The organism is Paenarthrobacter nitroguajacolicus, from assembly GCF_031455195.1.
GTDB classification, from domain to species: domain Bacteria; phylum Actinomycetota; class Actinomycetes; order Actinomycetales; family Micrococcaceae; genus Arthrobacter; species Arthrobacter nitroguajacolicus_D.
In genome coordinates this window covers 1-22,608 of the sequence record NZ_JAVDSH010000005.1, presented here as the reverse complement: position 1 = coordinate 22,608, position 22,608 = coordinate 1, and the positions used below count along the sequence as shown (strand labels likewise).

The window sequence follows — 22,608 nt, the reverse complement described above, 5'->3', positions numbered from 1 at the left end:
AGCGTTTCAGAGTGCTTTGACCCCGGTTGCGGACCTACCGGATAGTTGCAGCCACAAGCACGCATCAGACCTCCCGATGAGGGAACACGAGGAGTACACATGGCACGTTTTGCAGGCAAGACCGGCGTCACCGCGGCGCTGGCCGCTACCGCCCTGCTGGGGCTCGCGGCCTGCTCGGATCCGGGTGCGACAGCCGCTACCAACGCGACTGCCCCGTCGTCGAACGCTTCGTCCAGCTCCACGACCAAAGAGTTCAACCTGACGCCCCAGCAGGACCGCATCAAAGTCACGGTCGATTCGGCGGCCGCCGCACTGGTCCCTGACGCCATCAAGGCTGATGGCAAGTTGACGGTGGTGACCACCGGAGGCACCCCGCCCCTGAGCACGTTTGCCACGGACAACAAGACGCTCATCGGCAGCGAAGTGGATATAGCCTACGCCGTTGGTGAGACCTTGGGCCTTCAGGTCGAAGTCCTTCCGGTGGCCTGGGCGGATTGGCCGCTGGGCGTTGAATCGGGCAAGTATGAGGCGGTTCTCTCCAACGTCACCGTCACAGAAGCCCGCAAGGAAAAGTTCGACTTCGCTACGTACCGCAACGACCTCCTGGGCTTCTACGCCAAGAGCGACTCGGACATCGGTGAGGTCAAGGAAGCCAAGGACGTCGCAGGCAAGCGCATCATCGTCGGTTCGGGCACCAACCAGGAGGCCATCCTGGTGCGCTGGGACGAGGAGAACAAAAAGAACGGCCTGCAGCCGGTCGCTTTCCAGTATTACGACGACGACTCCGCCTCCCAGCTCGCACTTCAGTCGGGCCGTGCGGACCTGACGTTTGGCCCCAACGCCTCGGCAGCCTACAAGGCCGCGAAGGACGGAAAGACGAAGCAGGTAGGCACCTTGGAAGGCGGCTGGCCGTTGAAGGCCGAGATCGCATTCACCACCCAGAAGGGCAACGGCTTGGCAGTAGCGGCCCAGGCTGCGCTGAACACCCTCATCAAGGACGGCGATTACGGCAAGATCCTGGACCGTTGGGGTCTGTCATCCGAGGCCATCCCGGCGTCCGAACTGAACCCGGCGGGTCTGCCTAAGAAGTAGGACGCCCGCTGTGGCAGGGCAGACCTGCCGACGCCGAATCCCCGCCGGATACCAACCGGCGGGGATTCTTGCGCGCTGGCCCTGGCTGGGCTGCCCTTGTCAGAAGTGGGCGGGATCCGTGTTCGCGCCGCACAGTACGACGGCGACAGTCTCACCATCGCGCGGGGCGTAGGCCCCCGAGAGCAACGCCGCGTAAGCCGCGGCAGCACCGTGCTCCACCACGATCCTGTGGTTCTCCCATAGGCTGCGCCGGGCTTGGATGATGTCCTCATCACTGACAAGCACACTGTGCACGCCGGTCCGGCGGGCAACCCCGAAGCCAATCTCGCCAATGCGCCGGGCGCCCAGGGAGTCGGCGGCGATTCCTGATACGGGTACGTCCACGGGTTTACCTTGGGCGAGCGCTGTGTGCAGGGTGGGGACCGTTTCCGGTTCCACGCCAACCACGCGTGCCCTCCCCTCGGTGGCGGCGGCGATCCCGCCTATCAGCCCGCCGCCGCCGACAGCAACGAGGATGGTGTCGACGTCGGGCAGTTCGTCCAGCAACTCAAGCCCCACACCACCGGCGCCCGCGACGATCTCGGGCTGATCGTAGGCGTGGCAGTAGACGGCGCCCTTCTCTTCCGCGAAACGAACGGCCGCGGCGTAAGCTTCCGCGTACTCCGCGCCACCCTGGACCACGGTGGCACCGATGGCATACAGCTTGTGCACTTTGTTGGCCGGCGCGGATTCGGGGACGAACACGGTTGCTGGTACGCCCAGCTTGGCCGCGGCGTAGGCGTTGGCCAGCCCGGCGTTACCCCCGGAGGCAACCACGATTCCGACCTCGGGATCCAGTTCGCCGTTTTCCTTCGCTGTCAGCAGCCGGTTGAACGCACCGCGGGCCTTGAAGGAGCCTGTGTGTTGCATGTATTCGCATTTGAACCACAGGTGGTATGGCTCGGCGCTCCCGCTTTCGGCCACGGGCGTGTGGCGGACCCAGCCTGACGTCCGGGAATATGCGGCTTCAACTTCTTCGCGTGTGACCATGTGGGCGGCACCTTTCGTCCGTTTCATCCTAAGGTGGCTTGGGTGAAGCCGCTGTCATGGGCAGCGAGCGCATAGGCTGGTTCGCATGGCTGATTTCATTCTTCGTCCCTGCGTAGCCTCCGACGCGGCGTGGATCGCCGAGCTTCGTGCAGTGGTGATGCGCCCGGACCTGGAGCGCCTTGGAAGATTCGATCCGGTGCGGGTCCGCGAGCGTTTCCTGAAGGGATTCAAGCCGGAACATACTTCGGTGATCCATTCCGATGGCGTGGATGCCGGGGTGATTGCGGTTCGCCCGGAAGCGGATGCGTTGTGGATCGAACACTTTTACGTGGCCCCTGCCCATCAGGGCAAAGGCTTGGGCGGGGCCGTGCTCCGGCATGTCATGGCAGATTCGGCGGATCACCGGCCGTTCCGCCTGGACGTCCTGCAGGGCAGTCCTGCCCGGCGTCTCTATGAACGCCATGGCTTCGTGTTGGAATCCGAGGATCCCATCGACGTTTTCATGGTCTCTACCGCAACACCCTGACTGGACCCCGCAAGTGCGGTAGCCTCAGCACAAACCTACGCACCATCGATGCCGGCTTCCGGGGGGAAACAATGGGGATTATTCGAGCGCGCACAGTCAGGTTTGCCTCGGCCGCGGTCTTGGGGTTGGCGGCGGCGCTGTTGGGTACGGGCCCTGCTGAAGCGGCGTCCCAGCCAACACCGTCCATCGACGGCGTTCCTTACGTGGGCGCCGAAATGCGCCGCCAATACGACTACAGCTACTACGGTTGCCGAAACCCTGACGGTTCCGGCGACGGGATCACGCTTGAATGGTTGCGGGACGGTGTTCCCCTTCCCCAGGAGCGGCAGGGCGACGTCCTGAAAATCCTTCCCGAGGACAAGGACGGGCGGATATCCCTGAGGGTGCACCCGCTCACTCCAGGCACAACCGGTTGTCCCACAGGCACCCAACTGAGCGCGGAAACCCAGCCCGTCAAAGCCTCCAGCCGGGCGATGGGATGGACGGGGCGCGGCAACTTCGAGCCCTTGGCCCGGACCAACGACGGCAGGCTCATCCTTTACCCACGGACCTACACGTACTACAAGGGAATGTGTGAAGGCCCTTGCCCGGCGTACTGGGGTTCCTGGGACGAACCCCAGCAAGTGGGGCAGGGCTGGAACGTCTTTGACATCGTGTTCTCCCCGGGCGACTTCGACGGCGACGGTTTCAACGATCTCCTGGGCCGGGACGCCGCGGGCAAGCTCTTCCTGTACCCCGGCGATGGTGAGGGCGGCTGGCTGGACCGGCGGCAGGTAGGCCAAGGCTGGGGCGTCTTCAATGCCATCGTGGGACCGGGTGACTTCAACGGCGATGGCACCAACGATGTGCTGGCACGCGACACCGGCGGCGGCCTCTTCCTTTACCCTGGCGACGGCGAAGGCGGCTGGCTTGAGCCCGAGCAGGTGGGGTGGGGTTGGCAGGTCATGAACAAGATCATCACAGGCGGTGATATGAACGCCGATGGTGCGGTGGATATTTTCGGCCGCGATCAGTATGGCCAGTTGTACCAGTATCCCTCCGACGGCGAAGGGGGCTGGGAGCAGCCTGCACGGGTCGGCATTGGGTGGGAGGCGTTCACCGTCGTGGCCGGACTCGGCAGCTCCGGCCACTCCAAATACAACGAGCTCTCTGCAGTGGACGCCAACGGCAACCTTCTCGGCTACACCACAGGTGCGTCAACCGGAGCGTTGTACGGCCCGTATGGGCCGATAGGTAGCGGTTGGAACGTCTTCAAGGAACTGCTCTAAAGCGGCTGCCCCAGCACCGTCAACTGAAGGCTGATGGTCCCACGCGAAGGGTCGACGACGGCGGCAGTCGCCTCGCCGCCGTCGGGCGCCTTGCCGCGCCGGTCCGGCGTGAACCCAAACCAGCGACGGCAAAGCTGCAGCAAGAGCCCCGTGTTCACGAGACCCGTACCGACTCTTCGGAACGCACCGGCGTCTCAAGCCCCAGGTTTTCCCGGAGCGTGGTCCCGCGGTATTCCGTCGGGTACACGCCGCGTTCCTGCAGCTCGGGCACCAGGTGGTTCACGATGTCGTCCAGGCCTGTGGGGATGAGCCACGGCGAGATGTTGAACCCGTCCACGGCACCCACCCGCGCGTACTCGGCCAGGTGGTCTGCCACTGCGGAGTACGAACCCGTGAACGTTGAGTCGATGCGCGCCGTCTTGGACGTAACGAACCCGCGGATGGACAGGCCCTTGTCCTTGGCCTCGGCCCTCCACTGATCGGCGAGCTGCCGGGCTTTTGCGCCATGGAATCCACTGCCGCGGGTCTCGGACGTTTCCTCCACCACGGGATCGATCTCCGGGAGGGGACCGTCAGGATCGTAGGAGGAGAGCTCCCGGCCCCAGAACTGTTCCAGGTATGCGATGGCCTGCTGCGGACCGATCTGCAGGCTACGGACCCAGGCCTTTTTCTCCTGTGCCTCCTGCTCGGTGCCTGCAAGGATGAACTCGCTGGCGGGCATGATCTGCACTGCGTTGGCACCGCGTCCGGCAGCTACGGAGCGGGTCACGATATCGCGTCGGAACTCCACGGCGTCATCGAACCTGGGGTGTGCCGAGAAGATCACGTCGGCTTGGCGGGCAGCGAAATCGCGGCCTTCGGGAGAGTCGCCCGCTTGGAAGAGCACCGGCCGGTACTGGGCGCTGCGCGGCAAACGCGGTGTGACGTCCACGGTGTAGTGCTGGCCCTCGTGCCTGACGTGACGGGCGGGACCGGTGGGTGTCTCCCACGAGTCCCAGATGCGCTTGGCGGTTTCAACAAAGGCTTCCGCGTGCTTGTAGCGGTCGGCATGGTCCAGGTACCCACCCCGGCGGAAGTTGGCACCGGTCCAGGCGTTGTCCGTGGTCACCACGTTCCACGCGGCCCGGCCGCCCGAGATCAGGTCCAGCGACGACAAGCGGTGAGCCAGGTCGGCGGGATCGTTGTACGTGGTGTTTTGGGTGGCAACGAGGCCGATGTTCCGGGTGACGGCGGCAAGCGCGGCGAGCATCGTCTGCGCATCGGGCCGGCCCACCACGTCCAGCGCATGGGGGCGCCCCAGGTGCTCGCGCAGCCGCAGTCCTTCGCCGAGGAAGAACGCCGCGAATTTTCCGCGTTCGGTGGTCTGGACGATGTGGCGGAAAGACTCAAAGTCCGTTTGTGAGCCCGATTCTTCCGCCTTCCAGATGGTGCCCGAGTTGACGCCTTGGAAGAAGATGCCGAACTGGATCTGGCCGCTCGGCTGGAAAATGTCTCGTGTCATGGTGGTCCCCTACTTTCCGGCGGCGGTAGCCGCGGCAGATGTCGAATAGCGGTTCTCCGCCGGCCCCAGCCCCAGCACGTCGCGGAACGACCCGTCCTGGATGGGCGCCCGCAGCGAACCACGGCGCCTGAGTTCCGGAAGGACCAGACGTGACAGTTCCTCCAGGTCCACGTCCACCTCAGCGGGGTGGACGCGAACGCCGTCGGCCTCCTGAAGAAGCGAGTCCAGAAGTTCCGTCAGGTCGGCTGCGGTGCCAGCGAACCGCGCACGTCCGCTTTCCGTGGAAGCCGCCAAGCGCGCTGCGGCGTCCTGCCCGCGCGAGTCCAGGACGACGTCGAGCTCCGCAACGACCGCAACAGCGGCACCAAGCCGGGCCCGCACGTCCCGGATCTCGGCAGCCAGCAGCTCCGCGGTAGGCGCGGAGACGAGGACTGCGTCGACAGCATCCACGGGGACCAGGCCCTCGCCTACCAGCGACGCCGCAGCGAGCACGGGCAGCTGGCCCTGGAGGGGCCTCGGGATGATGGAGGGGCCCTTTACCGAATAAGGCGTCCCGGCAAAGTCCGCGGGTGTTTCAAAGTCGACGTAGTGCAGTTTGTCGACGTCGATGTAACGCCCGGTCGCGACGTCGCGGATGACGGCGTCGTCCTCCCAGGAATCCCACAAACGGCGGCCCACCTCGATGGCGGCGGCAGCTTCCTGCGCCAGGACGTCACCTTCAACAAAGGCGCGTCCGACGGCGGCGGCCGCCTCGGGCGATTCCGCTGCGGTAGCGATCCAGCCGGCACGCCCACCGGAGACGTAGTCCAGGCTGGCAAGCTGAGTGGAAATGTGGAACGGCTCCGTATAGACGGTGTCCACTTCCGGCACTACAGCGATGGTGCGCGTGATGGGCCCGGCGAAAGCTGCCCGTTGTAGTGCGTTGACCCGACCCGCGGCGGGTGCGTCTTTGAATGTTGCCACGTGGAATCCGGCGGACTCGGCGGCGAGGACGGCAGCGGCGAGGTTCCTGTAGCCCGCCCCGTCCAATTCGATGGCCAGGAACCCGGCTTGGTTGTTGTTGCTGCTCACTTCTGGTCCTGACGTTCGTAGGGGATCTTTTCGCCGGCTTCGATAGCCACAGGAAGCCGGTTTTCGGCCGGCGGCAGCGGGCAGGTTGCGAGGTCGGTGTAGGCGCACGGCAGGTTCACTGCGCGGTTGAAGTCGAGCTGCACGGAGCCATCAGCGGCGGCAACCACGGACAGCGAGCGGTTGGCCGCGTAGGTGGTGTTGCCCGAGGTCTGGTCGGTGAACAGCACGGACAGGGAGCCCGGCGCGTAGCCGTTGAACGCAGTCAGCGCCAACTCCTCGCCGGCAAGCTTGAAGCGGATCTCGCCCGGGGCTTCGTACACGTGCTGGATACCTTCGACGGCGGCACCCACCGTGGTTGCGCGCGGTGTCTCGAACGGCACGAAGAAGCCGGACACCGCGAAGGCAGCGTTGGGCGTGTAGGCGGGCGTCCCCTGATACTGCTTCAGCAGTTGGTTGTCGGGATTCCGCGGCCGCACGATGTACTCGCCGCCCCGCTTGGCAACCTCGATCACGGTGTCGCCGGAAACCAGGTTGATCCCGCCCCGTTCCTCGATGGGACCCAACGCTACGCTGCCGCTGAGCTGGACACCGTCCCGCTCCAGGCTTTCGCCCGGTTCCAGGACAACGCTTACGACGTCGTCATCTGCACTCCAGATGCCAGGCGCACCTTCCAGCCGGGTCGCCTCGCTGCTGAGCCAGTGCAGGTGGGTTACTGCGAGGAAGCCGTGCGGGTGAGCCCGGTTGCGCTCGTGGGCGGCGTGCCATTCCTGCCATTCCTCGCTAAAGGATTCGAGTGCTGTTTCAGTGTGCAAAGACATGGGCGTTGTCCGTCCTGTTGAAGGCGTGGTCGGCGGTGACTGTTGCTGCGGCGTCGGGTTCGGTGGCTCCGGCAGATTCCGGTCGGCCACCGAAAGGATCCCCGGTTTCCCACAGAGTGGTAGGGGCTGCGGCGCGGACGGCCGGGATGACCTCGAATGCAAACCGCTCCAGGATCTCGAGTTGCTGTTCGAAGGGCAGGGTGGTGGGCAGGGAGATCGACTGGAGATCGTGGCTGTACAAGGAGTGGTAGCTGAGGATCTTGTCAATCACCTGTTCCGGGCTGCCCACTAACGCCGGGCCCTCGGCGACTGCGTGCTGGATATCCCGGAAAGGCGAGTTGTTCCCTGGAACGTTGCGCCCGGCGGTCAGGCCCTCATACACGGGACCGTACTGCCGGATGGCTTCCTGGGTGGTGTCCGCGATGAACACTCCACCTGCGCCGCTGCCCGAGCCAAGGTATTGGTGCCGTGGATCATGGCCGTGGCGCTCGTACTCTTCCCGGTAGTGGTCGATCAGGACCTTGTAGTTTTCCCGCGGCTGGATGGCGTTGGCCGCAAACAGTGGATCGCCCCACTTGGCGGCGAGCGCAGCTGATGTCAGGGTTGTAGCCGAGCCGTGCCAAATCCGGGGCGACCCCGCAAAGGGGCGTGGCGTCGTCGTCGTTGGTTCGGTAAGGGCGGGACGGAAGCGACCGGACCAGGTGACGCTTTCCTTGCGCCACAGCGTCCGCAGCAACGCGTACTTTTCGGCCAACAGCTCCCATTGATCGTCCAAGGACAGGCCGAACAACGGGTACTGGAGGACCTCGTTGCCCTTGCCGATCACCAATTCCAGACGTCCGCGGCTCAGCTGGTCGATCGTGGCGTAGTCCTCGGCTACCCGCACGGGATCCAGCACGGAGAGCACTGTGACCCCGGTCTGGAGGCGGATGCGGGTGGTGACGGCCGCGATCGCGGCGAGGACCGTCGTCGGGGATGACGAGACGAACTCACCGGCGTGGCGTTCCCCGACGGCGAAGCTGTCGAAGCCGAGCTCCTCCGCGCGGCGGGCTGTCTCCACTACCTGGTTGAGCCGATCAGCAGTGGAGACGATGTCCCCCGTCACCGGATTCTTCAGGTGCGGAATGATGTCAAGGACCTGGAACTTCATTTGCCGGTACCAAACGTCGCTTCTGTGACGGTCTTCGATTCCGTCACGGCCTCCTCGGAGAGGCCCCAGCGTTCCAGGACCTTGGCATAGGAGCCGTCCTTGATGGTGGAGTTCAATGCGTCCGTGATGGCCGGGGCCAGTCCGTTGCCCTTGAGCGTGGTGGCGGCGACCAGGGTTTCAGCGGGCCAGCCGGCATTGACTTTGCCCACCACTTTGAGGTCGTCGCGGGTGTTTTCACGGTACGTCACGGACGGGTAGGGAGCGAGGTTCAAGTCCGTGCGGCCGGATGAGAGCGCCAGGATGGTGTCGGCGTCGGAGGAGTAGTACTGCAACGTGGCTGGCGCTTTGCCCTTCGATTCGAGTTCCTTGTTCCAAGCCAGCAGGATTTTTTCCTGGTTGGTGCCGGAGCCCACGGAGATCTTCAACCCGGAAATGTCATCCGAACCCTTGATGTCGTAGCTGGAGCTCTTCTTCGCTTCAAAGCCCATGTAGGCGGCACGGTACGTGGAGAAATCGAACAGCTTCACGCGGGCAGCGTTGATGCCCACGTTGGAGAACACGGCCTCGAAGTCACCGGACTGCGTCTTGAGCGGCCAGTTCTCCCACGACGTCACCTGCACGTCCAGTTCCAGTCCGAGCTTGTCGGCCACGAGCTGGGCGATGTCCACCTCAACGCCGATAGGCGTCTTGTCATCCGTTGCGTGGAAGGACAGCGGGATGGAGCCGGCCGTGGTGGCCACTGTCAGTTTGCCGTCCTTGGAGATGGCAGCCGGAACCTTGGCTGCCGCTGCGGCATCCTTCTCATCGCGGATCCGGTTCTGGTCAACGGAGGTGTTGTACACAATGCCGTTCTTCGCAGCTTCCGATTCAGGCTTGGCAGCCGACGCCCCGGGATCGGAGCACCCGGCCAAGACAGGAAGCACGACGGCCGGAAGTACAGCGAGTGCCAGGAGCTTGGTTTTGGTGGGACGCAGCGTGGTTTCATGTGCGGCGAAGGCGTGGGTCTTGCGAAGCATGGAGGGAGTCCTAGATGTTGAAAGCTGGTTCGATGACTTTGGAGAAGAAGCTCCGGGTGCGTTCCTCGCGCGGGTTGGCGAAGATGTCCTGGGGTGAGCCGGATTCGATGATCAGCCCGTCATCCATGAACACCACGGTGTCTGCCACGTCACGGGCAAAGCCCATCTCGTGGGTCACGATGATCAGCGTGGTGCCGGACTTGGCCAGCTCCCGGATAACGTCAAGGACCTCGTTGACCAGTTCAGGGTCCAGGGCGGAAGTGGGCTCATCGAAAAGCAGGATCTTCGGATCGAGCGCCAACGCACGGGCAATTGCGACGCGCTGCTGCTGGCCACCGGAGAGCTGGCGAGGGTAGGCGTCGGCGCGGTCCTTCAGGCCCACCCGGTCCAGGAGTTCCAAGCCACGCTTCCGGGCTTCGGCCTTGGAGCGCTTCTGCGCCACGATCGGTGCCTCGATGACGTTCTCGAGGGCCGTGAGGTGCGGGAACAGGTTTAGGCTCTGGAACACCATGCCAATATTGGTGCGCTGCTTGAGGATGTCCTTCTCGCGCAGTTCGTGGAGTTTGTTTCCACGGACCTCGTAGCCCACCAGTTCACCGTCGATGGTGATGTAGCCGCCGTCAACCTTTTCGAGGTGGTTGATGGTTCGCAGGAGCGTGGACTTGCCCGATCCGGACGGTCCAACGATCACAGCCACGCCACCAGGCCGTACGGAGAGGGAAACACCTTTGAGGACCTCGGTGGCGCCGAAGGACTTCCGGACGTTGGTGATATCCACCTGCCCACGGGTTGCTGTGGTGTCCGCGGACGCGGCGACGGCGGCAGCTTGGGTTCCGTCCGGGGTTTTGCCTTGCGTTTTGCCTTGCATTTTGCCTTCGGCTTCGGCGGCCTTCGCGGATTCTTTGCGTGCTGCGATGATGCTCATCGGGCGTCCTTCGTGGGAGAAGCGGCAACGTGGGTGGCGAAGAACTTCCGGGCCTTCTGCAGCGGCGTGAGCGGCAGGGTCCGGAGGGCGCCTTTGGAGAAGTGGCGCTCAATGTAGTACTGGAAGACGCTCAGCACGGAAGTGATCACCACGTACCAGAGGGTGGCCACCAGAAGCAGCGGCAGCACCTGCTGGGTCCGGTTGTAGATGACCTGGACGGTGTAGAAAAGCTCGGAGTAGGCCAGGACGTAGACGATCGAGGTGCCCTTGACCAAGCCAATGATCTCGTTGAAGGCGTTGGGCAGGATGGCGCGCATGGCTTGGGGCAGCACGATCCGGGTGGAACGCTTCCACGCCGGGATGCCCAAAGCGGACGCTGCTTCCAGCTGGCCTTGGTCAACGGAGAGGATGCCGCCGCGGATGATCTCGGCGGAGTAGGCGGCCTGGTTCAGTGTGAGGCCAAGCACGGCAGCCGCGAACTGGCTGATGAGCGTGGTGGTCTGGGCTTCGAAGAAGCGGACGTCCGTGAAGGGGATGCCCAGGCTGATCTTCTCGTAAAGGTAGCCCAGGTTGTACCAAAGGAGGAGCTGGACCAGCAGCGGGGTGGAGCGGAAGATCCAGGAGAACGTCCAGGACACCGAGACCAGCAGCGGCGAGGCAGACAGGCGCATGAGGGCCAGGATGAAACCGAGGACGAACCCCAGGACACCGGAGATCGCCGTGAGCTTGAGGGTCTCGATGAGTCCGTTGACTACCGACTGGGCGGTGAACCACTGGGCCACCACGCCCCACTCCCAGCGGGGGTTGGTCACCAGCGACCATGCGATGGCGGCTACTCCGGCCGCAACCAGCACCGTGCCCACCCAACGCCACGGGTGACGGGCCGGGACCAGCTTGTACTCGGAGTAATCCGGGGTGGGCGGTGCGGTGTCCGCCGTGGCAGGCGGTGCGATTGCACTCATGCGCCACCTCATTTCAGTTCGGTTGTTGTCTATTGGATGGCTGCCAATCTATGGGCGCGCCGAAGCCGCCAGCAAGGCAGCAATTTGCACTTCTTCACCCGGCTTAGCGCGACTTCTCGGGGCTTCGCATGGCGTCACAAATTCCTTCACCAACCGTCAAATGCGTCTCTTCTTTGCCTGCTTTAACGCGGTGTGACGCGTAGTGAACGGCCGTTACCCGCTCCTCGACCGGCGTGCCCGGGGGTACCTAGATTGGACTGCACCAACCACTGTTTGCCAGGAGATCCCATGCCGTCACGAGTTCCAGCCGTCGCCTTTGTTGGCGGCGGCCCGCGCACGGCCGGCGTCCTCGAACGGCTCGCCGCCAACCGCCCATCGCTGTTCGATGGTCCGTTGGACATCCACGTGATCGAGCCACACCAGCCGGGCTCGGGCAGGATCTGGCGTTACGACCAGGACCCCGGCCTGCTGCTCAACTCAACAGCCGCAGACGTCACCATGTTCACGGACGCTTCGGTGGCCTGCGACGGTCCAACGGTTGATGGCCCGGGCCTCTCTACCTGGGCTGCGGGTGTGCTGGACGGCACCATCCGGGACATTCCTGCCCTGGAGCCGCACCTGCTCGACCAGCTCCGCTCGCTGACTCCTGCGTCCTTCCCCTCCCGCCAGCTCCAGAGCAAGTACCTTGAGTGGTTCTTCCGCAGGGCCGTCTCCTCCCTCGGCCCAGACGTGACGGTCACGGTCCACCAGGACACGGCAACGGCCGTCGAACGCCTTTCCGACGACGGTTCCCACCACCTGAGGCTGGCTTCAGGCGCTGAGGTGATTGCCGACGTCGTGGTTTACGCATTGGGCCACACCGACTCTTTGCTGGATCCTGAGTCCGCCCGCCTCAGCGACTTCGCTGCCACGCATGGCGGGTTCCATGCGCCGCCGTCGTACACCACGGATGTGGACTACTCCGCCGTGGAGGCAGGCCAGGACGTGATCGTCTCCGGAATGGGGCTCGCGTTCGTTGACCTGTTGGTGCTGTTGTTCCAGGGCCGCGGTGGACGTTTCGAGGAAAGGCCCGACGGCGATCTTGACTACGTTCCCTCCGGCGCCGAGCCACGGGTCTGGGCAGGGTCGCGGCGTGGGGTGCCGTATCACTCCAAGATCTCCTCTGAGCTGCGCGGTGAGCCGGTTGCCCGTCCCCGATATTTCACTGCGGAGGCTGTCCAGGCGTTGCTGGCAGAGCATCAGGAGCTCGATTTCCGGACGCAGCTGTGGCCGCTCATCGCCAAGGATGCCGGCTACGCCTACTACCGGGAACTGTTCACCGGCTACCCATCACGGGTGCTGGGGACGTGGGAAAGCTTCGAAACCCATTTTGACGCCGCCCCCTGGTACAGCTCCGCGCGGGAAGAACTGGTGGCCGTGTCTGTCCCTGATCCGGCACTCCGCCTGGACCTGGAGAAACTTGACCACCCATTGAGCGGATGCGCTTTCGCAGACCACGACGCGGTGCAGCGCTCCGTTGCCGCGTACATCCAGAACGACCTCAACCTCCGCACCAGCAGCGACCACTCGGAAACCCTCGCGTTGTTCACCGCGCTGCTGTTTGTGTACATGGATCTCGGCCGGCTTGTCCCGCAGGAGCGGCTCAACGCCCGCTCCCAGCAGGCGATCCACGGCTGGTGGCACGGTTTCTTCAGCTTCGTTGACTCCGGGCCCCCTTCCCACCGCCTCCGTGAGATGCTCGCGCTGCACAGGGCCGGACTCCTGAAGTTCCTGGGCCCGGGTATGTGGGTGCGCGCTGATGAAACCCTCGGACGGTTCGTTGCAGGCTCCTTCCAGTCGCCGGTGGTGGTGGACGCGTCCGCCTACATCGAGGCACGGCTGCCTTCGGCCTCGGTGGAGCGGTCCGCCAACCCGGCCCTGCTGCACCTGCACGACGCCGGATGGGGCACCGAACAGCGGCTGCTCACCTCCGCAGGAGCCCACTCCACGGGGAAACTCCTGGTCTCCGGGAATCACGAAGTATTGTCCCCTGTTGGTATTCCACAGAAGGGTTTGTTTGCGGTGGGACCTTGGACGTCGGGGTGGGGCGCGGGCGCCTTTGCCCGTCCCAACACCAACGCAGCTCCGTTCCGGGAAAACGACGCCCTGGCACGGAGGATCCTGTCCACGGTTGCCGCCGTCCCAGCGCTCCAACCCAACTAGGGGTTCCACCCACGAAAGGCATGACATGACCACTTCGCCGACCCTCCCGACGTCGGGCCTCACCGTCCTAAGCCTGCCCATGGACGATCCCCGAGTCCGCCCGCTCCTGGACGAGCTCGCCGTCGAATACGAGGCACGTTATGGGGATCTGTTCAGCAGCGAGGGCGCGGCCGAGGAACTTAACCGGTACCCCGCCGAAGAGTTCGCGGCCCCGCACGGTGCGCTCATCATCATCCAGGAGAACGGTGAATCCGTGGCCGGCGGCGCCTTCCGCCGCTATGACCAGGACACAGCCGAGCTCAAGAGGATTTGGACCCACTCCTCCCATCGCCGTCGCGGATTGGCACGGCGGGTTCTCGTCGAGCTCGAAGCCGAGGCCCGGCGCCGCGGCTACGCCAAGCTCTATCTGACCACGGGACCCCGCCAGCCGGAAGCGAAAAACCTGTACCTGGCCACGGGGTACACGGCGCTGTTCGACCTCGACGCGGACCCCGAGGAAATCATGCATTTGGCGTTCAGCAAGGATCTTGCCCCGCGCAGCTAAGCTATGCGCATGGCCAACAAAAGCACTGCCGAAAAACTCGCCACCATCCAGCAGGGGTACACCTTGGAAGGTGCCACCATTGAGCTTGGCGCCGCGATCGTGGACGGCGAAGTCCACAAGGAAGCACAGGTCCGGCTCCCGCTGGCCATGATGAACCGGCATGGCCTGGTGGCCGGAGCCACCGGTACCGGCAAAACCGTCACCCTCCACATGATTGCCGAGCAGCTCTCGACGGCGGGCGTCCCGGTTTTCCTTGCAGACATCAAGGGCGATCTGTCCGGGCTGGCCACGCCCGCCACCGGGAGTGAGAAGCTGACGGCCCGCACGTCCGCGCTGGGCCAGCAGTGGGAAGCCAAGAACTTCCCGGTGGAGTTCCTCTCACTCGGCGGGGACGGGAACGGCATCCCGGTCCGCGCCACCATCACCTCGTTCGGGCCCATACTGCTCTCCCGCATCATGGACCTCAACGACACCCAGGAATCCAGCCTCCAGCTGATCTTCCACTTCGCCGACCAGAAGAACCTTGAACTGATCGACCTCAAGGACCTCCGCGCCGTCATCCAGTTCCTCACCTCGGACGAAGGCAAAGCCGAACTCGAGAACCTGGGCGGCCTCTCCAAAGCCACGGCCGGTGTGATCCTGCGCGAACTGGTGGGGTTGGAAGCGCAGGGCATGGAGAAATTCTTCGGCGAACCGGAGTTCGATACCGCCGAGCTGCTCCGCACGGCACCCGACGGCCGCGGAGTGGTCAGCTGCCTGGAGCTCCCCACGCTGCAGACCAAGCCTCTGCTGTTTTCAACCTTCCTGATGTGGCTCCTCGCCGACCTCTTCGAAGACCTGCCCGAAGCCGGCGACCTGGACAAGCCCAAGCTCGTCTTCTTCCTGGACGAGGCACACCTGCTCTTCAACGACGCTTCCAAGGCCTTCCTTGAAGCCATCACCACCACGGTCCGGCTCATCCGGTCCAAGGGCGTGGGCATCTTCTTCGTCACACAAACACCCAAAGACGTTCCCGCCGACATCCTGGGCCAGCTCGCCAACAGGGTGCAACACGCCTTGCGGGCGTTCACCCCCGAGGACGCCAAGGCGCTGAAGGCAACCGTGTCCACGTTCCCGGTCAGCGACTACGACCTGGAAAAGACACTCACCTCAGCTGGCATCGGCGAAGCCGTCATCACCGTCATGAACGAAAAAGGCGCTCCCACGCCGGTTGCCCTGACCCGGCTCCGGGCGCCGGAATCCGTCATGGGACCCAGTACTGACGAGCTCATCCGGAGCACCGTGGCTGCGTCCTCGTTGCTGGTCAAATACGGCACCGCGGTGGACAACGTCTCCGCGTACGAGAAGCTGAACGGCCAGGTCGCTGCCCCCACAGGCGACCCCGCACCGGGCCTGCCTCCTGTTCCCTCATCCGCTACGGGAGCATCGCAGGCAGACATCGACGCCGAAGCCCGCCGTATCGAGGAGGAAATCCTGGGCCGTCCAAGCTCGCGGGCTTCCACCCCTGAGTCCTACCCGGCCCCGCCAGCCCCTGCCCCGGCTCCCGCGCCCGCCCCACAGGACGGGATGTTCGGCGACATAGCCGGCGCCTTGGGAGGCGCATTGGGCGGTGGCCTCAAGAGCATGGTCCGCTCCATGGGCACCCAGCTCGGCCGCGACCTCATGCGCGGAGTCTTCGGCACCTCGTCGCGTCGGCGTCGCTAGCCCTGTCCAGCGGCCCCGGGCGGCGGCATGCATCGCTGCCGCCCGCCGTCGTGCCTTCTCCAAACGGTGGATATAAGACGTTCCGACGCCTTCGTGCACAGTGATTGCGGCTGCGGCAGGTAACGTAAAGGGCGTGCAGTTGAGTCAAGCGATGGTCAAGACCGCAGCCGGGTGGCTGCTCGGTCTAATGCTTGCTGCCGCCGGAGCCATCGTCTGCATCAACCTGGTGAGCTCCTCGGTGGCCAGCCCCCAGCAGCCCGTCAAGGAATACCTGCAAGCCCTGCAAAAGGGCGAAGGCGAAGAAGCGCTGGGACTGCTGAGGGCCAAAGTTCCCAGCGCCAACGCCGCAATGCTGGACGGAACTGCGCTACAAACCGCCGCCTCCAAGATGTCAGACGTCAAGGTGGGGAACCCCGAAGCGCGTGGCAGCAACCGGATGGCCGTACCCGTGGAATACACCCTGGACGGCAACCGCCTCCACACCGAGTTCCTGATGGAGCGGACCGGAACCCAGTGGCTGTTCTTCACCAAGTGGGCCTTCGTGCCCACCACCCTGCCCACCATTGACGTCACCGTGGTGAATGCCAGCGAAGCAACGCTCAACGGCGTCCCCGTCAACATGCCCAACGGCCGCAACACCTTCGCCGTTTTCTTCCCCGGCAAATACGAAGCAAGCCTGAACGGCACCTATTTCGAGGCTCCGCCGGCTTCCGCCCTCGTGTCCTCCCGCGACGGCGGCCAAGCGCCCCTGAACCTGCAGACCCGGTCCACGAAAGCCATGAATGAAGCCGTTGCGGGCAAAGTCCGGGAATTCCTGGACACGTGCGCGGCCCAGGCCACGGAACAGCAGCGACTGCAGCCGGACTGCCCCTTCTACCATGTCAGCAACGCGCGGGTAGTGGACGGAACCATCAAGTGGGCCATTACGGAATACCCCAAGATCACCATTGAGCCCTTTGGCGGCAAGTGGGTTGTGGCGCCCCTGAACGGCAAGGCGACGTTGACCGCCCGCGAAATCGACCTCTTCACGGGCTACGGCAAAGACCTCAGCGTCGAGCACGACTTCAGCTTCACCACCCAGTTGGACATCTCCGGCGACACTGTCACCGTGACGCCACTCCTGACGTTCTAGGGTTTACCGGGTTTCTACGTCGCGCACGTTTTCGGCCTCCACGCCTGGCGGATTTGCTGGGCACTGCTGAACTGGATCGCCTGAATCTGCTAACTGAGTGGCTTAAACGGGAATGGCCCGGGTCCACCCTCAGGGGCAGACCCGGGACTATCCGGCAACCTAGTCCATTCCTCGCAAGTCCAGCACCAGCTCCGATTCACCGTCAGCCTGCAGGACCACCGGGATGCCCCAGTCCTGTTGGTAGAGGTGGCAGGCTGCGTGATCCGGGATCTCGCCGTCCTCTGTCTCGGGGCCATCGCAAGCCGCGGCGCGGGCCGTGATGTGAAGGATTCCCTCTGGGACGTCCGCTGACAGTTCAAGGGTGCGGAGCAAGCCCACCGACGTTCCTCCACCGGAGACCAGCAGTTCCGGCGGTGTGGAGGAGATTTTCAACTGCGTCGGGTCGCCCCAACGGTCGTCAAGCTTCTGGCCCGTGGGAGCCTTGAAACGCACTGCCAGCTCAAGGTTTCCCGGCGTGACGGGGCTCTTGGGGCGGTGCGTTTGCGACGCGCCCTCGTCCACTTGCTGGGCTTCCTTCGGGATGGGAACCAGGACCAGCTGGTGCTTGTTCGACTCCACCACTACAAGAAGCGGCTCGCTGCCTTCCACCTGGACCACAACTACGTCACTGGGCTCAGCGAGGCCCCTCGCCAACGTGGACACAGACTTGGTGGCGGGGTCGTACCGGCGAACGGCACCGTTGTACGTATCGGCGATGGCCACCGAACCGTCAGGGAGAACCGTGACGCCCAGTGGGTGCTGAAGACGCGCCTCAGCGGAATCGCCGTCGCGGAACCCGAAGTCGAACAGCCCCTTCCCCACTGCGGTCTCGACAGTCACGCCGGAATCGCTGACAACCAGCCGGCGCAGGGACGACGTCTCGGAATCAGCAACCCAGATGTTGTCATCCGCATCGATCGCGAGGCCGGACGACTGGGCGAACCAGGCCTCCTCGGCTTTGCCGTCCAACAGGCCCTCAAGCCCGGAACCGGCAAGGATGGAGACCTCACTGCTTAGGGGGTCGAAGGCGAAAATCTGGTGGGTACCTGCCATGGCGATAACCACGCGCTGCAGCTTCCCGCTCCACACCACATCCCACGGAGAGGACAGCGAAACTTCAGCACCAAGTCCCAGCGCTCCTACGTCCACGGAGTCCGCCGCGAAGTCGGCCGGACCGTCGTCGTGGTGTTCGGACCACGTACCGGCACCAGTGTCCGTCACGCGTGCGGGACCGGCATCCAGCAGGCGCTGCACTCCGTTACCCGCGACGGTCTGCACGTAACCTGAGCTGAGCGTCACGCCACGCAGCCGGTGGTTCACCGTATCGGCCACCACAGCGTCGTATCCGAGCTTCCATGCGAGCTCAGACGGGAGCACAGCTACGCCCTGCGGCTCGTTGAACTGGGCGATCTCAGCTCGTCCGTCCAAGTACCCTTTGGTCCCCGAGCCAATAACGCGCTCCACGGTCTCAAGGTCTGGGCGGAGCTCCACCAGCCGGTGGTGGCCGGAGTCCACTACGAGGTAGTTGCCATTGGCCAGTTGGGTGGCCTTCCCGGGGAAGCGCAACGTGCCCGACGTCGGCTCTGGAGCCACGTATGGACCGTTGCCGCGATGGAGGGTTCCCTTGGCTTCGTGCTCGGCTACGAGCTCCTCCAGCAGCACGGCGAGGCCGCCGGCGTGGCCCTCACCCGAAAGGTGGGCCACGATGTAGCCCTCAGGGTCAACCACAACAAGCGTGGGCCATGCGCGGGCCGTGTAGGCCTTCCACGTCGCAAGCTCGGGGTCGTCCAGGACCGGGTGGTGGATTTCGTAGCGCTCAACGGCTGAAGCCAATGCCACGGGATCGGCCTCATGCTCGAACTTGGGCGAGTGCACGCCTACCGTCACCAGGACATCCGAGTACTTTTCCTCGAGCGGGCGGAGCTCATCCAGGACGTGCAGGCAATTGATGCAGCAGAAGGTCCAGAAGTCGAGCAGCACGATCTTTCCCCGCAGGGATTCAAGATCCAGTGATTTGCCGCCCGTGTTGAGCCAGCCGCGGCCCTCCAGTTCGGAGGCCCGGACCCGGAGTTGGGTGCGTACGGTTTCGCTCATCAGCGTCCTTCCAGCTTGGTATGTGGTTCAGTCTGCCCGGCAGGGTCCGTAGTGGTGTCTGTCCGGGTAGGTTGCGTGCTCCGGCCCGCCATCTTGGCGTCGCGATCAGCCAGGCGGGCAAACATATCGTTGTAAGCACTGAGATCGGCGTCGTTATTCCTATCGGCCGCCCGATCCACCCTGCGGGTCTCCCGCTCATCCGAGCGGGACCACATGACGGCCACCCCGATTGCGACCAGCAGCGTGGGTATTTCGCCGATGCCCCAAGCTACGGCGCCACCCAGTTGCTGGTCTCCCAGGGCCGACGGCCCCCATGAACGGCCGAGGTTTCCGAAGTAGTCCGCGGCGAGCAGCCCCGTACCACCCATGATGGCCACGCCAAAGAAAGCGTGGAAGCCCATGGTGGCGAGCAGCAAAAGCAGGCGCATCGGATATGGGGCACGTCGTGGCAGGGGATCGCTGCCGATCATGCTGAGCACAAAAATGTAGCCCGTTAGCAGGAAGTGGACATTCATGAGCTCGTGGCCCACGTGCTCGCGCATCGCCAGGCCGAAGAGATCCGAGTAATAGAACAAAACGATCGAGCCTGCGAAGTTCGCTGCGGCGAACAGCGGGTGGGTGACGATCTGCGAGAACCTGGAGTGGACAAACAGCAGCAACCATTCGCGCAGTCCCCGAGAGCCATGGGCGCCTTCGCCCCTGGCAGGGAGAGCGCGCAAGGCGAGGGTCACCGGCGCACCCAGGACCAGAAAGATCGGAGCCACCATGGTGAGGGCCATGTGGTCCACCATGTGCGCGGAAAACAGTACCCTGCCGTAGACAGCGGGTGGGCCGGAAGTGATATACGTGAGCACCACCAGGCCGATCATCCAGTTCACGGCCCGGAACCAGGACCACTTGTCCCCACGCCTGCGGACCTTCACGATGCCCATGATGTAGGAGACCGCGCCAAATAGCGCCACACCTACCCACAGCCAGTCGAAACGCCACTCAGTGAGCCACCGCTCGGGGGTCAGTTCCGGTGGCAGTTCGTAGCCGGAGAGGATGAACGACGGCGACGCGTCCGGCGCGTAGGTGGTGGGCTGCGGCGGAGCCGAGCGCCCAAGCGCAACGGCGAGTCCCGACGTCGCACCCATCACGAGCAGCTCAACCAAAACCAACTGCCACAGCACCCGGCGCGCAGACATGGAGCCGCTCTTGCCGAGCTGGGGGATGACCCATTGGCGGTGCATGAAACCAATGCCGCCCAACACCAAAGTGGCCAGCGCCTTGGCAACGATCAGCTGGCCGTAGGGCGAACCGAACAGGTCCGCTGGGTTGGTTACGCGGATGGCTGCGTTGATGACACCCGAGGCGAAGACCAGAACGAACGCGAAACCTGCCAGTGCGGAGAAGCGCCGCAGGGTCTGCTCCGTGATATCCGGGCTCCCCTTGCTTCGCGAACCCGTAAGGAGTCCGGAGAGGACGGCGAGCATGATGATGCCCCCCACCCATGTTGAGACTCCAACCAAGTGAAGGCCCAGTGAGTTGATGGCACCTTCATGGTCGCTGGAACTTGAAGAGTGCCCAATAAGGGCAGTAGGAACGAGTCCAATGAGGGCCAAAAGCAGTGTGAAGGCCAGGCCCGTCAAAGACCTGACGCCGAACAATGCCGTGGTTACCACCGCGGCGATAATGGTGACGGCGAGCCACGCCTTACCGGTGTCGATGTCGGTCATGAAGTACACCAAGGACCGGGTGAACTCCGCATCTCCCGAAAGTCCCTGTCCAGCAACGTCCGCATACGTCAGGACGAGAACAGTTACGGCCGACAACGTCCATGCAGCACCGGCTGCTGCGGCGACCGCAAGTGCCCGGCCAAACGCGGGATGCTCCGGAGCGTCCAGATCCTTTTCACGTGATCGGGATCCGCCGAGGTTCTTGGGCAGGATGCCTACGGCGAAGATCAGTCCACCAATGACAGTGGCCACAGATACGTTGTGTACGGCCTTCGCGATGGGAAGGCCCCACCGCACCAAGGCGCCGGGGTCGGAGACTTGCCGGGCCGCCGAAGCTCCGGAGAAGATCAGGGCCGCGGTCAGAACCAGGAACAACACCGCCAAGCCGGCCAATTGCCACGGCAGGGAAATTCCCGCGACGGAATCGCCTCCACGCGGTCCCGGCTTGGGAACGGGCGAAGGGGCAGTTGCGGAGCTTCTTGCTGATGGCACTTATCCATTGTCCGCTACCCGCTGCCGGGCTGCGAATCGTAAGTGGCGCTATGTGCATTAACTAACAGCAAAAGGGACGGCAACCAACAGGTTGCCGTCCCTTCAAGGCGTTCGCCGAAGAGTAGTTACTTCTTCTTGGCGACAGCAGCCTTCAGCTTGGAGCCTGCGGTCAGCTTGACGCTGTGGCCGGCTGCGATCTGGATGGTTTCGCCGGTCTGCGGGTTGCGGCCGGTGCGAGCTGCACGGTCGGTGCGCTCAACTGCGAGCCAGCCCGGGATGGTGATCTTTTCGCCAGCGGCGACAGAAGCCTCGAAAACTTCGAACAGTGCATCGAGCACGGAGTTGACTGCTGCCTGGCTGGTGCCAGCCTTGCCTGCTACCTCTGCAACGAGTTCACTACGGTTCTTAGCCATTTACGTCCTCCTGGACTCATACGTTTTTGAGCTTTCAAGCGGAATGCGAGCAAGCCACTGTTCGAAAACTTACCAGCTTGGGCAGCCATGGCCAGCAAATTCCGCGTGTTTCCGCGCCTTTTTGACCAAAATCACCGGATTTTAGGGGTTTTTGGGACCGGTTTACGCCCTTGGCGTACCCCACGCCAAGGGTTGGGACCCGTTGCCCTGCCCGGTCAGAACAGAATGCGTTGGAACAGGACGTGGTCCTGCCACTCCCCGGCGATCTGCAGATAGTCCGGCGCCATCCCGATCCGCTCGAATCCAGACCTCTTGAGTACCGTCTGCGAGGCCATGTTCTGGACCAGGGTGGCGGCCTGCACGCGATGGAGCCCGAGCTCATCCGCAGCCATGGTCAGGACATGTCCTACTGAGGCCGAGGCAAGGCCCTTGCCAGTGAACTCCTGGTCAATCCAATAACCCATATTCGCGCTGAGAAAGGGTCCGCGGACCAGACCCGAGAGCGTGATTCTTCCGATGATCCTTTGACCCGCGGTAAGGACCCACGGTACCTCGTAGCCGGCTGCGAACAGGTTCAGCTTGATTGCGACGTCTTTAGCCTGACCAGCTTCGCTGAAGAACTCGTCGCTGCGTTGAGGCTCCCACGGGGCCAAGTGGTCGCGGTTCCGTGCGTAGGCGGCGGCCAGGGGACCGGCATCCTGGAACTCCAACGGGCGGAGGGTCAGCAACCCGTGGCTGGCCGGGGCACCGGTGGCGTCAAAAGGGAGGCTCCGGGTGAGATTCATCCCATGACAGTACATGGGTTGTGTTGTGTGGGTTAAATGGGTGGAGCCCCGACCGTCGTGGTCGGGGCTCCCCTGTTAATGTGTGTCCGGCGGTGTCCTACTCTCCCACACCCTCCCGGGTGCAGTA

20 protein-coding genes are annotated in these 22,608 nt (G+C 64.1%); 7 read left to right on the top strand and 13 right to left on the bottom strand.

Going from position 1 to position 22,608, the window contains the following annotated elements; translation table 11 throughout:
* Positions 1-99 precede the first annotated feature (99 nt).
* Positions 100-1,092, top strand: coding sequence for an ABC transporter substrate-binding protein (locus J2Y68_RS12015; protein WP_309993718.1), 993 nt, complete (start codon positions 100-102; stop codon positions 1,090-1,092).
* 99 nt (positions 1,093-1,191) lie between these two features.
* Here J2Y68_RS12015 and J2Y68_RS12010 read toward each other — a convergent pair whose 3' ends face one another.
* Positions 1,192-2,121 carry a threonine/serine dehydratase gene (locus J2Y68_RS12010; RefSeq protein ID WP_309993716.1) on the bottom strand — a complete coding sequence of 310 codons (930 nt, stop codon included), beginning with the start codon at positions 2,119-2,121 and terminating at the stop codon, positions 1,192-1,194.
* Positions 2,122-2,206: 85 nt separating this feature from the next.
* Here J2Y68_RS12010 and J2Y68_RS12005 point away from each other — a divergent pair, with 85 nt between their 5' ends.
* Complete coding sequence (locus tag J2Y68_RS12005; RefSeq protein ID WP_309993714.1) at positions 2,207-2,647, top strand: GNAT family N-acetyltransferase; 441 nt, start codon at positions 2,207-2,209, stop codon at positions 2,645-2,647.
* 71 nt (positions 2,648-2,718) lie between these two features.
* Entirely contained in the window at positions 2,719-3,915 is a 1,197-nt protein-coding gene (locus tag J2Y68_RS12000; protein WP_309993711.1) for an FG-GAP repeat domain-containing protein, read from the top strand.
* On the opposite strand, the gene J2Y68_RS11995 is transcribed toward J2Y68_RS12000, so the two are convergent.
* The 8 genes from J2Y68_RS11995 to J2Y68_RS11960 are packed head-to-tail and all read right to left on the bottom strand — an operon-like array spanning position 3,912 to position 11,358.
* Entirely contained in the window at positions 3,912-4,073 is a 162-nt protein-coding gene (locus J2Y68_RS11995) for a hypothetical protein (RefSeq protein WP_309993709.1), read from the bottom strand. The genes J2Y68_RS12000 and J2Y68_RS11995 overlap by 4 nt on opposite strands.
* Entirely contained in the window at positions 4,070-5,416 is a 1,347-nt protein-coding gene (locus J2Y68_RS11990; protein WP_309993707.1) for an NtaA/DmoA family FMN-dependent monooxygenase, read from the bottom strand. The genes J2Y68_RS11995 and J2Y68_RS11990 overlap by 4 nt, the downstream gene beginning before the upstream one ends.
* Before the next feature lie 9 nt (positions 5,417-5,425).
* Positions 5,426-6,487, bottom strand: a complete 1,062-nt coding sequence (locus J2Y68_RS11985; protein WP_309993704.1) for an LLM class flavin-dependent oxidoreductase — start codon at positions 6,485-6,487, stop codon at positions 5,426-5,428.
* Positions 6,484-7,305 carry a DUF1684 domain-containing protein gene (locus J2Y68_RS11980; RefSeq protein ID WP_309993702.1) on the bottom strand — a complete coding sequence of 274 codons (822 nt, stop codon included), beginning with the start codon at positions 7,303-7,305 and terminating at the stop codon, positions 6,484-6,486. Before J2Y68_RS11980 ends, J2Y68_RS11985 begins: the two co-directional genes overlap by 4 nt.
* Positions 7,289-8,455, bottom strand: a complete 1,167-nt coding sequence (locus J2Y68_RS11975; protein WP_309993699.1) for an LLM class flavin-dependent oxidoreductase — start codon at positions 8,453-8,455, stop codon at positions 7,289-7,291. Before J2Y68_RS11975 ends, J2Y68_RS11980 begins: the two co-directional genes overlap by 17 nt.
* Complete coding sequence (locus tag J2Y68_RS11970; RefSeq protein WP_309993696.1) at positions 8,452-9,471, bottom strand: ABC transporter substrate-binding protein; 1,020 nt, start codon at positions 9,469-9,471, stop codon at positions 8,452-8,454. The genes J2Y68_RS11975 and J2Y68_RS11970 overlap by 4 nt, the downstream gene beginning before the upstream one ends.
* Before the next feature lie 10 nt (positions 9,472-9,481).
* Positions 9,482-10,396, bottom strand: a complete 915-nt coding sequence (locus tag J2Y68_RS11965) for an amino acid ABC transporter ATP-binding protein (protein WP_309993694.1) — start codon at positions 10,394-10,396, stop codon at positions 9,482-9,484.
* Entirely contained in the window at positions 10,393-11,358 is a 966-nt protein-coding gene (locus J2Y68_RS11960) for an amino acid ABC transporter permease (protein ID WP_309993692.1), read from the bottom strand. Before J2Y68_RS11960 ends, J2Y68_RS11965 begins: the two co-directional genes overlap by 4 nt.
* Before the next feature lie 288 nt (positions 11,359-11,646).
* Between J2Y68_RS11960 and J2Y68_RS11955 the strand changes: the two genes are divergently transcribed.
* The 4 genes from J2Y68_RS11955 to J2Y68_RS11940 all read left to right on the top strand — a co-directional run bounded on the left by J2Y68_RS11955 (position 11,647) and on the right by J2Y68_RS11940 (position 16,940).
* Positions 11,647-13,560 carry an FAD/NAD(P)-binding protein gene (locus J2Y68_RS11955; RefSeq protein WP_309993689.1) on the top strand — a complete coding sequence of 638 codons (1,914 nt, stop codon included), beginning with the start codon at positions 11,647-11,649 and terminating at the stop codon, positions 13,558-13,560.
* 25 nt (positions 13,561-13,585) lie between these two features.
* Positions 13,586-14,104, top strand: coding sequence for a GNAT family N-acetyltransferase (locus J2Y68_RS11950; RefSeq protein WP_309993687.1), 519 nt, complete (start codon positions 13,586-13,588; stop codon positions 14,102-14,104).
* Between the two features lie 9 nt (positions 14,105-14,113).
* On the top strand, positions 14,114-15,808 hold the full coding sequence (locus tag J2Y68_RS11945) for a helicase HerA-like domain-containing protein (RefSeq protein ID WP_309993685.1): 1,695 nt from the start codon (positions 14,114-14,116) through the stop codon (positions 15,806-15,808).
* Positions 15,809-15,959: 151 nt separating this feature from the next.
* A complete protein-coding gene (locus J2Y68_RS11940) occupies positions 15,960-16,940 on the top strand; it encodes a hypothetical protein (protein ID WP_309993682.1) in 981 nt (326 codons plus the stop codon).
* Positions 16,941-17,099: 159 nt separating this feature from the next.
* On the opposite strand, the gene J2Y68_RS11935 is transcribed toward J2Y68_RS11940, so the two are convergent.
* From J2Y68_RS11935 to J2Y68_RS11920, 4 genes are all read right to left on the bottom strand, one after another.
* A complete protein-coding gene (locus J2Y68_RS11935) occupies positions 17,100-19,073 on the bottom strand; it encodes an NHL domain-containing thioredoxin family protein (protein WP_309993680.1) in 1,974 nt (657 codons plus the stop codon).
* Positions 19,073-21,283 carry a bifunctional copper resistance protein CopD/cytochrome c oxidase assembly protein gene (locus J2Y68_RS11930; protein WP_397334973.1) on the bottom strand — a complete coding sequence of 737 codons (2,211 nt, stop codon included), beginning with the start codon at positions 21,281-21,283 and terminating at the stop codon, positions 19,073-19,075. The genes J2Y68_RS11935 and J2Y68_RS11930 overlap by 1 nt, the downstream gene beginning before the upstream one ends.
* 125 nt (positions 21,284-21,408) lie before the next feature.
* Complete coding sequence (locus J2Y68_RS11925; protein WP_309993679.1) at positions 21,409-21,696, bottom strand: HU family DNA-binding protein; 288 nt, start codon at positions 21,694-21,696, stop codon at positions 21,409-21,411.
* A 215-nt stretch (positions 21,697-21,911) separates the two neighbouring features.
* Positions 21,912-22,481, bottom strand: a complete 570-nt coding sequence (locus J2Y68_RS11920; RefSeq protein WP_309993678.1) for a GNAT family N-acetyltransferase — start codon at positions 22,479-22,481, stop codon at positions 21,912-21,914.
* Positions 22,482-22,608: the final 127 nt, after the last annotated feature.